Origin of the sequence: Flavobacterium undicola, assembly GCF_009909155.2 — a bacterium.
Taxonomy (GTDB): domain Bacteria; phylum Bacteroidota; class Bacteroidia; order Flavobacteriales; family Flavobacteriaceae; genus Flavobacterium; species Flavobacterium undicola.
In genome coordinates this window covers 1-13,085 of the sequence record NZ_JAAAPM020000051.1, presented here as the reverse complement: position 1 = coordinate 13,085, position 13,085 = coordinate 1, and the positions used below count along the sequence as shown (strand labels likewise).

Sequence of the window (13,085 nt, the reverse complement as noted above, 5' to 3'; positions counted from 1 at the left end):
GTGCTGGAAGGGTCAAAGCGTTCGAAACAATCGCTGCCGTCACTGCCTCTTATTTCACGACATATAAACCCATCACTATGTTGTTTTGCATAAAAGTTATTTAATGTATTTTGGAAATTAAATACAGGCTTGGCGTATTTGCCATACATGGTCATAAAACTACAGTCCCACATAAAAATATTCCCATTAAAGGCCGGATCAATAAATGGTGAAACAAAACCACTATTTTTATTGACTTGTTTAAGATTTGAAAAAGCTATTTTCCATGTTCTCCAATAGCATTTTATCACATCAGGTCTAACGTTCCAAAAAGGCTCCGGCAATCGCTCTTTTGCTTCAACAAAACTGGGAGGTGAAGAGGTGTCACTAGCCATCCCGATATAAAGATTCTGCTCAACTAAGTTATTTTTTACATATGTATTGGCATAAGGCTGTCCAAAACCTGTAAAAGCCCAAAGATTGATGACTAAACTAAAAGCTATCAATTTAGCAGTTCTTAGATTATTAGGATTTTTTAAATTAATTTTCATCATAATATAATTTTCGTTTCAATATTGACCATAGCAGTTTGAATTAGATGCTTTTGGCTTTTACAAGGAGATTTTATTATTTTCATTCAAAACTGTGCTGACTAAAGCCATCAAAAAAAATGATTAATAAACTAATGTTTGAATAGCATGTGCAGGAATTACTGCCACTGTCTTCTCTGAAGCAATGATCAAATTATACGTAATCTCTTTATCAGACTGGTTCATGACTACTGTAATCATTTTTCCGTCTGTATTAAGGAATGAAGTACTTAGCAGACTGCTTCTGCTCACAGCTGTACTGACTCTTTTGGCATCAGGACGAATAAATTTCGAAAAATGACCAATATAATAGTAACTCGGCGTATAAATCAATTCCCCTGAATTGATGTCGGCATGAATTGGTGCAAAACAAAAATTACCCACATGGTTTGGACCTCCGTTTTGATCTAAAAGAATGTTCCAATCGGTCCAGCCTACCGTTCCGTTATTGAAATCGTTAATAATGGAAGTACCATATCGTTCCCCGTTTGCCCAGAATTGATATTTCTTGGCATCAAAACTTTCTACACAACCTTCAGTGAACAATAAATTTTTAGTTGGATAAGCCTCCTGAACTTTACGAACATTATCAAACATGGATGCTCCGCCTGCCCAAGATTCATACCAATGAAATCCAATTCCCCAGGCATATTTTGAAGCTTCAGGATCTGAAAAAATAACATTTGCCCGCTGGTTCATTAAATCGCGATTGTGATCCCAAACCACAATTTTCTTGTCTCCCAAACCTTCTTTTTTCATTGTGGGACCAAGAAAATTTTTCAGAAAATCTCTTTCAGCTTCAGCGGTATACACACAAGATTCCCAAGTTTGAACTGCCATAGGTTCATTTTGAACCGTAAGACCCCAAATTGGGATTCCTTCTTTTTCATACGCTTTGATAAATTTTGTGTAATAATTTGCCCAAGATTGGTAATACTCTGGTAGTAATGTCCCTCCTTTTAGCATATTATTATTGCTTTTCATAAAAGCCGGTGGACTCCATGGTGATGCATAAATTGTTAATTTTTCGTTAGCAGTTTTCATGGCCTCTTTAATCAATGGAATACGATATTGTCTGTCATGGTCAATACTGAAAGTGTTCAAAGCCGCATCACCCTCTTTGATATAAGTATAGCTTTCTCTACTAAAGTCAGAACTGTGAATGGTGGTTCTTAACAATGAATAACCAATTCCTTTTTCTTTATCATAATAAGCATTCAAAAGTTCTTGTTGTTTGTCTTTGGTCAATTTTGCAAAAACCTCAGCACTTGCATCGGTGATTGCGCCTCCAATACCCAAAAAGGTTTGGAAGGTTTTTTTAGGCTCAACAAAAACGGAAATCTCTGTTTCTAAGGGTTGTTTAGACGCTGAGAGAACTAACTTGTCTGTGAGCGTCAATCTTAATTTTGTATTATCTGCTGTGGTATAAACGCTAACTGTTTTGTCTTTTGTTGAAAAGGGCTTCAATTGTCTTTTGCCTTTCTGCTGAGCAAGGGCTAAAAAAGACAGTGCTAAAAGTGCTGCTGTTGTGATTTTTTTCATTCTATAAATATTATGTGTGTGTTATTTTTACCAACTATATGTTCTTACCGAACCCGATTCTAATGCTGTTATCCCCCAATTTTCATTGGGTTTAATATTGAAATTTCGATTGTATTTTCAACAATTAAAACTTTTTTACTTAATAGTTACGATAACTTCTTTTTGAATATCACGAGAAGAATTTCCTAATTTCAAGGTGTAATTTCCCGGTTCTACAGTCCATTTTTTAGCTTTCACGTTGTAATACGCCAACTCTTTTGCCGGAACTTGAATCGTTACTGTTTTTGAATTTCCTGCTGTAACCAATACTTTTTGAAACCCTTTTAATTCTTGGGCAGCACGGGTAATTTTTGAATCTGATTTAGACATATACAATTGTACCACTTCTTTACCATCCACTTTTCCTGTATTTTTTATATCCACAGAAACGGTAATAGTTTCATCAGCAGTGTATGATTTCTTGTCTGTTTTCGCATTTTCGAAAGCAAAAGTGGTGTACGACAATCCGTATCCGAAAGGATATAGAGGTGTGATATTTTTGGTGTCAAACCAACGGTATCCTACCAGAATTCCTTCTGCATAGGTTACAGATTTTCCACCCGGAAAACTATTTGTTGCATGTGCAGGAGAATCCATAAGATTTTTAGGCATTGTCCATGGCAATTTTCCTGATGGATTTATTTTTCCTAACAACACATCTGCCAAAACATTTCCTCCTTCTGAACCATTAAACCACGTCCATACTAAAGTCGAAGTTTTTTTACTTACATCATCAATATCAAAAGGGGCTCCAGCTACCATAACCACGATAGTTCTTGGATTAACTGCTAATACTTTTTGAATCAGTTCTTCTTGTCCGAATGGTAATTTTAGGTTTCTACGGTCAGAAGCTTCGGTTTCATAATCGCGGTTAGAACCTGCAAAAATTATTGCTACATCTGAATTTTTAGCAGCCTCAATTGCTTCTTGCAATTTAGCAGGGTCTAATTGGTCAATGGTTACAGGACCATTCGAGGTAATATTTCCTAAATTACCTTTGTTTTTTTCTTCATAACGTTCTAAATACCCTTCCGCATAATTAATTTTGATTGATGATGGCAATCTGTTTTTCAAACCTTCCAAAGGAGTAATCTCTCTTTTTGTTTTTACACCTGCCCCAAATCCGCCTAAAGCATTTTTCTTAGTTGCATTGTTTCCAATTACAGCAACAGATTTTACTCCATCCAATTTCAAAGGCAATGCATTGTTATCATTCTTTAATAAAACCACAGATTCTGATGCAATTTTGTAAGCATCCTGATAATGTGCTTCAGTTGCAATGCTGCCCTTAGCTCGGTCTTTACCACCCATTGCTTTTACCTGAAACAATACATGTAAGATGCGTTTTACATGTTTATCGATTTCTTCCATCGAAATTTTGCCTGCTTTAGCGGAATCGATAAGGGGCTGACCTAACCAAAATTTATCAAAAGGAGCATTTGTCCCCATTTCAATATCTAAACCGTTTTTTAAGGTTTTTACCGTACTATGAACGGCATTCCAATCTGAAACTACAATTCCTTTAAAGCCCCATTCATCACGCAATATTTTATTCAGCATATAATCGTTTTCACACAAATATTCACCTCTCAACTTATTATAAGCACCCATGACACTGTATGCTTTAGCTTCTTTTATAGACGCTTCGAATGCCGGCAAATATATTTCGCGAAGGGTGCGTTCATCAATTTGTACATCAACAAAATCACGATTGGTTTCCTGATTATTGGCTGCAAAATGTTTTACACAAGCCATAACATCATTATCCTGTAATCCAACAATTAAAGGCACAGCTATTTTTTTATTCAAAAACGGATCTTCAGACATATATTCATATGTTCTGCCTCCAAGTGGGGTTCTAACAATATTTATTGCCGGTGAAAGCAACATATCCTTATCTCTGGCTCTCAGTTCTTGACCTAAACTATTACCAAAAGTATAAGCCATTTCTGTATTCCAAGTGGCCGCCAAAGCTCCTCCAGCAGGATAATAAGTTGCAAAATCATTGTCCCAACCTGCCGAAGACCAGTTGTCACGAGAAATTTCTTCACGAACTCCTAAGGGGCCATCGGCCATTTTTAATTCTGGAATTCCAAGTCGTTCTACACCTGCAGTGTTAAACATACTAGTTCCGTGTAAAACTCCTGATTTTTCTTCAACTGTCATTTGATCCACAATTTTATCGATTGTTGCATCAAACTCACCACTTAATTCTTTGCCTTCAAATGGCACTGCTTGTTTATTCTCTGAAGATACAGGAGCATCCACCATATTCGATTTCGTTTTGCAACCCGTAAATGTAAGTACTGCAAGTGCAACCGATAAGGTGATAATTTTATTTTTCATAGTGTAAATTATTTTTTAATAGCAATTATTTTGGTACGTTCGATAGCATCAGAAGAACTACCTACTCGTATTTCAATTTTGTTTTTTCAAGTTCAAATTGTATTTGAGAGGCGAAATAATCTTTGCGGTGGCTCCAATCATTTTCTCCATCACTGATACCATCTAAGCGAATGTTATACGTCATTACTTTTAATGTTTGAGCTTGGAAAAACAAGCCCATTACAAGAAAAAGCACTGAACAGATTATTTTTTTTACTGATTCATTTCTTTATTTTTAAATTTCTCCATTGAAGCCCCTATCCAACTTACAAATAGAAGCTTACAATGAAGAACCACTTAAACAAACACCATTAATTATAAACTCTAACATAATCTATCTCAAAAGTGGAGGAAGTAAAATCAGTATCTATTGTACCTCCAAAACCACCTCCTATTGCACTATTTATAATCAAGAAAAAATTCTGATTAAAAGGAAAACTAGCCGTATTTGCAAACGTATAAAACAACTGATTGTCAACATAAAACTTAATAGATGCCGCTGACCAATCTATAGCATAGATATGAAACTCAGTTTCAGCATTCGAAATTATAACGGTACTGCACCTAAATCATAACCCCATTTTGAACTATCCGGAGCGCCATCAGTATTAAATTCATCGGACCAAACTAATTTGGGTTGAACCAAAACAATTATAGAGAGTGTTGTACTAACAAATTGATCAGTATTGTAAGCAGACACATATAATACATAAGTATTGAAACCCGATGTGGTATAGGTGTAAGTAAAACTTACATTTGTTATTTCTTTTGTTTCTCCATTTCCGAGTACAATTTTATACTTTGTTGCATTGGTTGCCGAAAGGGCAAAATTTACCACGCCACTTCCATCACCATTTGGAGTCTGAGTTGTAGCCCCAACTATTGTTGGTGTAACTACAAGATTTGTAGGTTTTATATAAACTACAGTTTCTTCTGAATTTGAACCACTGCATGCAAACAATAGAAAGCAATTCAAAACGATAAACAAACTTATTTTAGAATAATATATTTTCATTTCTTTAATATACTAATTAAAATAATTCTTTTATAAAAATGACCCATAATCAAAAGAGAATGGGTCATTCCACCTACTCAAACTTAACTAAATTACCAACCAGGGTTTTGTGTTAACTTATCATTATTGTTAATCTCTGCAGCAGGTATTGGGTATAATTTATGTTTTTCTGCAAAGTTGCCATTTTTATTAAAACCTTGATTTTGCAATACATTGGAAGCATCACCCCAACGAATTAAGTCAAGAAATCTAAATCCTTCAAATGCCAATTCCAATCTTCTCTCTGTCTTAATTGCATCCATCGAAATTACTTTAGCCGGCAAATTCACCCTGTTTCGTACTTGATCAAAATTCACTTGAGCTTCTGCAATATTTCCCGCTAAAAATTTCGCCTCAGCAGCCATTAATAAAACGTCAGCATATCTGATTAATCTAAAGTTTGTCCCATAATTCACTTCTGCAACAGGCCCACCAGTTTCGGCCGTTAATGTCCCATACTTAAGTCTAAAGTAACCTTCCATTCCCCAAACCGGATCTGGTTTTGTCCAGTCTTCTGTCCAATCTCCGCCATATTTCGATCTAAGATCCGCTACTGATAATATAGAAGCATTTTTTCTAATCATGTCGCCTTCTGCATCAAATGCCTGCGCCATTTTAGCTGTTGGATAGTTAAATCCCCAACCCCCTTGAAGTCCAGAAGTACCACCTTTAAAATAATCACCTCTTGGCCCCATCAACTGCCAGTTAATATTACTTTCCATTGCACGGCTTGCCCATGGGAAAGATCCCCAATCATAGCCTGCAGTAGAAACATAGCCAATTTCAAATAAGGATTCTATACCATATTCGGATTCTTTTAAGAATATCTTTGAGTAATCTGTAGCAAGACCGTACTCATTTGATTGAATAACTTTATCAAGTGCAGTTGCTGATTCTGCATACATCTTTTGATATAAATAAGCCTTACCTTTCAAAGCCCAAGCAGTACCTTGTGACATTCTAAAACGCATTTCAGGTGAGTACTCACTCTTTTTAGGAAGATTTGGAATAGCTTCATCTAAATCTTTATGTATTTGTGCATAAATTTCCTCAGGGGTTGATTTTGCAATTGCATATTCAGCTGGTGATGGAAGCGTTAAACGCAATGGCACTCCACCCCACATTGAAACTAATTCAAAGTAGAAATACGCTCTCAAAGCTTTGGCTTCAGCTATCATTTTGATTTTTGCCGGTGTATCACCCACTGCAATATTAATAATTGCATTCGCTCTCATTATACCAAAATACATAGCTTTAAATGAATGTTCTATTGGCTTATTCTCTGAGGTGTAAGAATAGTCGTCCAGTTGTTGGTATGGTGGTTGATCTGCATCTGAACCTCCCCCTGCGTAGGATTCATCAGAAGGAAATGATTTTACAACATACATTGAGTTCCAGTCTGTATTAACTGCCCATTGTAAAACATCATAACAGGCAAATACACCTTCTTGTAATTCTTCTTCCGTTTTAAAATAATCTTCTGCCGCCAGAACACCATAAATTGGTTTATCCAAGAAATCTTTTTCACAGGATGTTAGCATTAAAACTAGGCCTGCAATAACCGATAATTTATAAATTAATTTTTTCATTGTTATATATTTATAGTAATAGTCATTAAATTAAAATGTTACTGATAACCCTGTCATTAAACGGCTTGCGGTAGGATATAAACCTCTATCAATACCTTGAGAGTTGTTTAAGAAACTTCCTACTTCCGGGTCGATCCCTTTGTATTTTGTGAATGTAAAGTAATCATCTAACGACATATATAGTCTTAGACCGGTCATTCCGAATCGTTTGATTAATTCTGACTTAAAATTATAGCCTAATTGAATTTGTTTTATTTTTACATAAGAGGCATCCTGAACCATTAAATCACTTGAATAAATGATTGGGTCACTGTACGAAGCTTTTGGGAAGCTATTGGTACTTCCTTCCCCCGTCCATCTGTCAGTAAAAAAATAGGATGGACGGTTAGTAGTTGGGTTGTCAACTCTGGCTAGTGCCATGAAGTTTTCTCCTCCAAAAGCGCCTTGTAAAAATACTTTGAGATCAAATCCTTTATACTCAAAATCTAAAGTTGTTGCAATCAATAAATCTGGATGTGGATCCCCAATGTATGTTTTATCTTTGTCATTGATATCACCATCACCATTGGCATCTACTACAATTGGATCACCAGGTGTTGGAGCCCACGTTGTAACACCACCCAAAGATGTTTTATAAGCGTTAACCTCTGATTGATTTTGGAATATACCATCTGTTTTATACCCTCTATAGAACCAAACTGGTTTACCCAACTCAAAAGAGGTGATAGTCCCTAGTACAGGAAGACCTGCTCCATCAACTCTGTCAAGTAATGGATTCAAATATGTTACTTCATTTTTGATAGTAGTTAAGTTAAAGTTGATACCATACTTGAAATCGCCTCTTCTTTCTCTCCATTCTAATTCTATTTCAATACCCTTGTTAGTTACATCTCCAGCATTAGCGTAAGGAGCTGGGTAACCTGTTGATAACGGAGGGGAAGAAGGCGTTAATAGATCTTTGGTTACTTTGTTGTAATAATCAAAACCTAGTGATAATCTGCTGTTAAAAGCTCTTAAATCAAATCCAAAATCGGTTTGCTCTGTTGTTTCCCATGTTATATCTTCATTTGCCAAGGCTTTAAGTTCTCCAACCGTATGGTAATTACCAAGTGCATCCGGGTATTTTAAACCATCTTTAGTAATAAGGGCTTTCCATTGGCCTGCTCCAATATTAGAAGTTGAACCGTTTTGACCCCAAGAACCTCTTAACTTAAGGTAGTTTATAGATTCCATTTTCCAAAATGATTCATTTGATAACACCCAACCTCCTGATACGGCGGGGAAGTAACCCGCTCGTTTATTTGGTGCAAAAAGTGAAGAATTGTCATTTCTCAAAGAAGCCTGAAACAAATATTTATTGTCATATGAATAAGTAATACGTCCAAAATAAGAATTCATCGATGTTGGATATTTATTACCTGAAATAGTTCCTGCTACAGGAGATTCACCAACTTGCGCCCATTGATCTCCTTCTTTAATCATACCGGCTGTACGTGTATTCAAGTACCGAAATTCCGTATCTTGGGCTGACATTCCCAGCATAGCAGAGAATTCATGCTTGTCAATTTTTTTGCTGTAGGTAGCAAAGTTTTCCCAAAGCCATGTTTTAAATATCCCTTGATTGTATACTTTAGAATTTGTAGTGTTTTGTTTGTTTTGATTCCACCAATATTTTGGAGTCCAATCATCATAGTTATTAAATGCTTGTTCAATCCCAAAACGTGTTGTAAAAACAAATCCTTCAAAAGGCTTGATGTTAGCAAATACATTGCCAATAATTTTAGTTTCTTGTGAGAGACCATTATCAAGTGCGATTTGCCCAATAGGGTTGGCCATTTCTCCAATAATATAGTTTGATAAACCATAATATTCTCCATTTTCATTGGTAAGTATTGGATACCCCGCCGCTAATGCAGCCTGTACATGTTGCGGTAATGCAGTTCCACTTGGATAATAAACTGGAGTTAATGGATCCATCAACATAGCATGATTCATAATACCATTAAAACTATCATCTTCTGTGAAAGCTTTGCGTTTATTTATGGAATAAGAAAAGTTTTCACCCACTTCTAAATACTTACTTACTTTGTGGTTTGAGTTAAACCTCATTGTTGTACGATTAAAGTTGGTCTTATCTCCCCCAAAAAGTCCGTCTTGAGTAAAAAAGTTACCTGAAAGTAAAAATGTTGATATTTCATTTCCTCCGGAAACCTGAAGAGTATGATGTTGAATAGGCGCAGCATCTTCAGCAGTTTCATCAATCCAGTTTGTGCCTTCTTTGCCTTTCCATTCCGCTACATTTGGCTTGTTCCCAGGAGGTTTTGTTTCATCAATCCATTGAACATACTGGTCAGCATTCATCATCTTTAAATTGCTTCTTAATGATTGAAAGCCGTATTGTGTACTATAAGATACATTCATAGCACCTGACTTCCCTTTTTTGGTTGTAATCATTATAACGCCATTTCCACCATCGGCACCATAAATAGCTGCGGAAGCGGCATCTTTTAGAATCTCCATCTTTTCGATATCGTTTGGGTCTAAGAAATCAATGTTGCTTGTACGCATTCCATCTATAACATAAATAGGATCCGAATTGCCATTTGATCCTGCCCCACGGATACGAATCTTAGCCCCTGCTCCAGGAGCTCCCGATTGTGACAAAACTGTAACCCCAGCTGTTTGTCCTTGCAATGCTTGTGAAGTAGTTGCAACAGATAAATTTGCTATCTGATCAGCCTTTATTGAAGATATTGCACCCGTAACAACACTCTTCTTTTGAGTACCATAACCAACAACTACAACTTCCTGCAAGGATTGTGTGTCAGAGTTCAGTTTAACTTGAATTTCATTTCTCCCGTTAATTGCTTCTTGTACGGTTTTATATCCTATATAACTGATTACCAAAGTCCCATCTTTTGGAGCCTTTATTTGAAACTTCCCATCAAAGTCTGTTGCAACTGACGATTTTGTCCCCTTTAGTACTATGGTTGCCCCTGGTATTGGCATCCCCTTATCGTCAAGTACTTTCCCATTTATGGTAGCATCTTGTGCATGAGCATAAACTGAGAATAATAGTGACGAAATACAAACAATAAATGTTTTTAATAATTTCATTTTTCTAAAATTTTGGTTAATTAATTAGTAATTTGAAGCAATATTAAAGTTATTTTTCTGCTATTCGGAATTTAGTACCCAAACAAAACCTCAGCAAATCTAACTTTACACCGAAAAAAAACCAAACAAAACCTCAGCATATTTATTTCAACATATTGATTAACAGGTAGTTGTAATTTACGTATATTGCACATCAAAGTATTTTTAAAACAAAAAAACTTGCATTGCTAAAAAAAACGATAATTTAGCCTTTTTGATAGGCTGGTAATCAGTAAGTATTACAGATTATAGCTAAAATGACAATCATTTTTTAAAGAGAAAAATTGACTGACTACAACTTAAAGAGATAATCATGAATCAACTAAAATTAAACATTCTTTTTTTTCTGTTATTTGTAATACCCTTTTTTGGTCAAATCAAAAACATTGGACTTCCAGATATTCGAAATTATAAAAGATCCGAGTATAAAGGTGGTACACAAAACTGGAATATTGACCAAGATAAAAACGGGAATATTTACTTTGCCAACAATAACGGTCTATTTCAATTTGACGGTGTATCATGGCGAAAGTATAGCTTACCAAATTCTCCCCTTATTAGATCAGTAAAAATCGATGATTCAGGCAAAATATTTGTCGGAGGTAATAATGAATTTGGCTATTTCAAACCTAATTCTAAAGGAAAACTAGAATATTTTTCTTTATCTAAAATGGTAAATATAAATACAGTCAAATTAACTGGTTACATTTGGAAGATACATATTCATAAAGGGGAAGTTATTTTTCAATCTTTTGAAAGGGCTTTTATCTTTAAAAACAATAAACTTAGATTATTGGAAGCCCCCACTAAATTCCAATTTTCATTCCAAGTAAATAACCACTTGTATTTTCAAGATATTACAGCAGGGATAATAGAATACAAAAACGGAAAATTATTCCAGCTAAAAAACACCACCATTTTAAACAATACAGAAATCTGGGGTATCTTTCCTATGCCTGATAACAAGTTGCTCGTTGCTACTTTAAACAAGGGTCTTTTTAAATATGACAATGAAAAAATGATTCCTTGGGATACCGAAGCGAATGTATTCATCAAAAAGAATGGTTCACTTGGAGGCGTAGCTATAAAAGACAAATTCATTGTTCTCAATTCAGTTTTAAACGGGATTATTATATGTGATTTGAACGGGAAAATCATTCAACATATTGATCGCACCAAAGGACTCCAGAATAATACTGTGCTAACCTCTTTTATTGACAACAAGAATAATCTTTGGCTTGGTTTAGATAGCGGAATTGCATTTATTAACGAAAACTCACCATTTAGTTATTTTCCTTTTAGCTATAATCTAGGTACTGTTTATGCATCAGTCGTATATAAAGAAAATTTGTATGTGGCCACAAACCAAGGTGTTTTTTACCATCCCTGGAACAAAAACTTCAATGAAAGCAGTTTTACCCTAGTAGAAGGAACAATTGGTCAAGCCGACGCTATTCAAGTAATTGGAAACCAATTATTATGCGCACACAATAATGGTGCTTTAGTGATTGAAGGAGGGAAGACGATAAAAGTACTAGATAAAAATGGTTATTCTAGATTTCAAACCATCCCCAGTCGGCCAAATTTTATTATAGGATCAAATAAAAATGGGTTTGCGGTATTCGAAAAGACAGCTAATGGTTTAGAATTCAGAAATCAAATTGGAGGCCTTTATAAATCCTCTTTATCTTTCGAACTGGACAATAACTATTTATGGCTAAAAAATGATGGATTATTATATCAAATGGAACTGTCTTCTGATTTAAAAAAATTTAAATCGATAAAAACTATTCCTAATTTGTCCGCTAATGATAAAGGATTTGGAAGCATCCAGAAAATAAACAACAGTATTTACTTTCAAACAAACAATCATTTTTACAAATATTCAAAAGAACAAGACTTGTTTTATGAAGATAAAAAAATGAGTTTGATTTTTAAAGACATTCCCAGAATTAAAGCATTAACTGAAGATGCCAATGGAAACCTCTGGTATGTATTTAATGAATCATTAGGCGAATTAATGAAAAATAGCAATGGTACTTATACAAATCTTGTCACCCCATTTTCAAGTTTGACGGGTAATTTAATCACTGATCGTCTTTCTGTAAATACCATTAATCCAAAAAACATATTTATAGGACTTATAGACGGATTAGCACATTATGATTCCCAATTATTAAACAATACCGTAACTAAACCCACCGTTTTTATACGAAGTTTTTCCCCTCCCGGTGATACACTAATCTTTGGAAACGAGAAAAAAGTATCTGAAAAATATTTAATTCCGTATGCTTCAAATCATGTGAAATTTACATTTTCATCCCCAACTTATGAAAATCTTGAAAATCTTGAATTCTCTTATCAATTGGAAGGCTTTGATGATAAATGGAGCCATTGGTCAACAATTTCATTTAAAGAATATACCTATTTAAGAGAAGGTAATTATAAGATGAAATTAAAAGTGAGAAATAGCTATGGAATTCAATCAGAAGAAACATTTATTGTATTTACGGTTTCGCCACCATGGTATAGACATTTTTTAGCGTATTTAGTTTATATTTTACTTACTGCTATGTCAATATTTTATATGAGACAAAGAATAAAAACAAAAATACGAAAAAACAAATTGAGTTATACACTTAATATCTGTTTTATGTTTTTTTGATAAATCGGTTTTGCATTCACCATTCTTTCTATGGATTTATGAAAAATACTTGTTTTAAATTGAGAACGGTTTATCCTAAAACAAAA

Annotated in this window: 9 protein-coding genes and 1 pseudogene; 1 reads left to right on the top strand and 9 read right to left on the bottom strand. The window is 34.7% G+C overall.

Annotation, left to right across the window (positions count from 1 at the left end; translation table 11 throughout):
* The 8 genes from GTZ96_RS17585 to GTZ96_RS17560 form a co-directional block, all read right to left on the bottom strand.
* Positions 1–533, bottom strand: a 533-nt coding sequence (locus GTZ96_RS17585; protein WP_207720206.1) for a hypothetical protein, incomplete at its 3' end; no start/stop codon positions are given.
* A gap of 120 nt (positions 534–653) precedes the next feature.
* Complete coding sequence (locus tag GTZ96_RS17580; RefSeq protein WP_161645212.1) at positions 654–2,111, bottom strand: glycoside hydrolase family 30 protein; 1,458 nt, start codon at positions 2,109–2,111, stop codon at positions 654–656.
* Positions 2,112–2,246: 135 nt separating this feature from the next.
* Positions 2,247–4,496 (bottom strand): glycoside hydrolase family 3 C-terminal domain-containing protein, encoded by a 2,250-nt coding sequence (locus GTZ96_RS17575; protein WP_161645211.1) that lies wholly within the window; start codon positions 4,494–4,496, stop codon positions 2,247–2,249.
* Between the two features lie 61 nt (positions 4,497–4,557).
* Positions 4,558–4,680: a hypothetical protein gene (locus tag GTZ96_RS18410; RefSeq protein ID WP_262890599.1), complete on the bottom strand. Its 123-nt coding sequence runs from the start codon at positions 4,678–4,680 to the stop codon at positions 4,558–4,560.
* 166 nt (positions 4,681–4,846) lie between these two features.
* On the bottom strand, positions 4,847–5,026 hold the full coding sequence (locus tag GTZ96_RS18365) for a glycoside hydrolase family 16 protein (protein WP_317168922.1): 180 nt from the start codon (positions 5,024–5,026) through the stop codon (positions 4,847–4,849).
* Positions 5,027–5,082: 56 nt separating this feature from the next.
* Positions 5,083–5,550 (bottom strand): hypothetical protein, encoded by a 468-nt coding sequence (locus GTZ96_RS17570; protein WP_235973055.1) that lies wholly within the window; start codon positions 5,548–5,550, stop codon positions 5,083–5,085.
* A 92-nt stretch (positions 5,551–5,642) separates the two neighbouring features.
* Positions 5,643–7,103: a RagB/SusD family nutrient uptake outer membrane protein gene (locus GTZ96_RS17565; RefSeq protein WP_235973053.1), complete on the bottom strand. Its 1,461-nt coding sequence runs from the start codon at positions 7,101–7,103 to the stop codon at positions 5,643–5,645.
* A 105-nt stretch (positions 7,104–7,208) separates the two neighbouring features.
* Positions 7,209–10,295: a SusC/RagA family TonB-linked outer membrane protein gene (locus GTZ96_RS17560; RefSeq protein WP_161645208.1), complete on the bottom strand. Its 3,087-nt coding sequence runs from the start codon at positions 10,293–10,295 to the stop codon at positions 7,209–7,211.
* A gap of 352 nt (positions 10,296–10,647) precedes the next feature.
* Here GTZ96_RS17560 and GTZ96_RS17555 point away from each other — a divergent pair, with 352 nt between their 5' ends.
* Positions 10,648–12,999 carry a triple tyrosine motif-containing protein gene (locus GTZ96_RS17555; RefSeq protein WP_235973051.1) on the top strand — a complete coding sequence of 784 codons (2,352 nt, stop codon included), beginning with the start codon at positions 10,648–10,650 and terminating at the stop codon, positions 12,997–12,999.
* On the opposite strand, the pseudogene GTZ96_RS17550 reads toward GTZ96_RS17555, so the two are convergent.
* Positions 12,966–13,085, bottom strand: a pseudogene (locus GTZ96_RS17550) (IS1595 family transposase); the annotation flags it as partial. The gene GTZ96_RS17555 and the pseudogene GTZ96_RS17550 overlap by 34 nt on opposite strands.

What these genes read in the sequence shown, in the direction of transcription:
- GTZ96_RS17555 (WP_235973051.1), top strand. Translation starts at nt 10,648, where the DNA reads ATGAATCAACTAAAATTAAACATTCTTTTTTTTCTGTTATTTGTAATA.
- GTZ96_RS18410 (WP_262890599.1), bottom strand. Translation starts at nt 4,680, where the DNA reads ATGACGTATAACATTCGCTTAGATGGTATCAGTGATGGAGAAAATGAT.
- GTZ96_RS17575 (WP_161645211.1), bottom strand. Translation starts at nt 4,496, where the DNA reads ATGAAAAATAAAATTATCACCTTATCGGTTGCACTTGCAGTACTTACA.
- GTZ96_RS17560 (WP_161645208.1), bottom strand. Translation starts at nt 10,295, where the DNA reads ATGAAATTATTAAAAACATTTATTGTTTGTATTTCGTCACTATTATTC.
- GTZ96_RS17580 (WP_161645212.1), bottom strand. Translation starts at nt 2,111, where the DNA reads ATGAAAAAAATCACAACAGCAGCACTTTTAGCACTGTCTTTTTTAGCC.
- GTZ96_RS17570 (WP_235973055.1), bottom strand. Translation starts at nt 5,550, where the DNA reads ATGAAAATATATTATTCTAAAATAAGTTTGTTTATCGTTTTGAATTGC.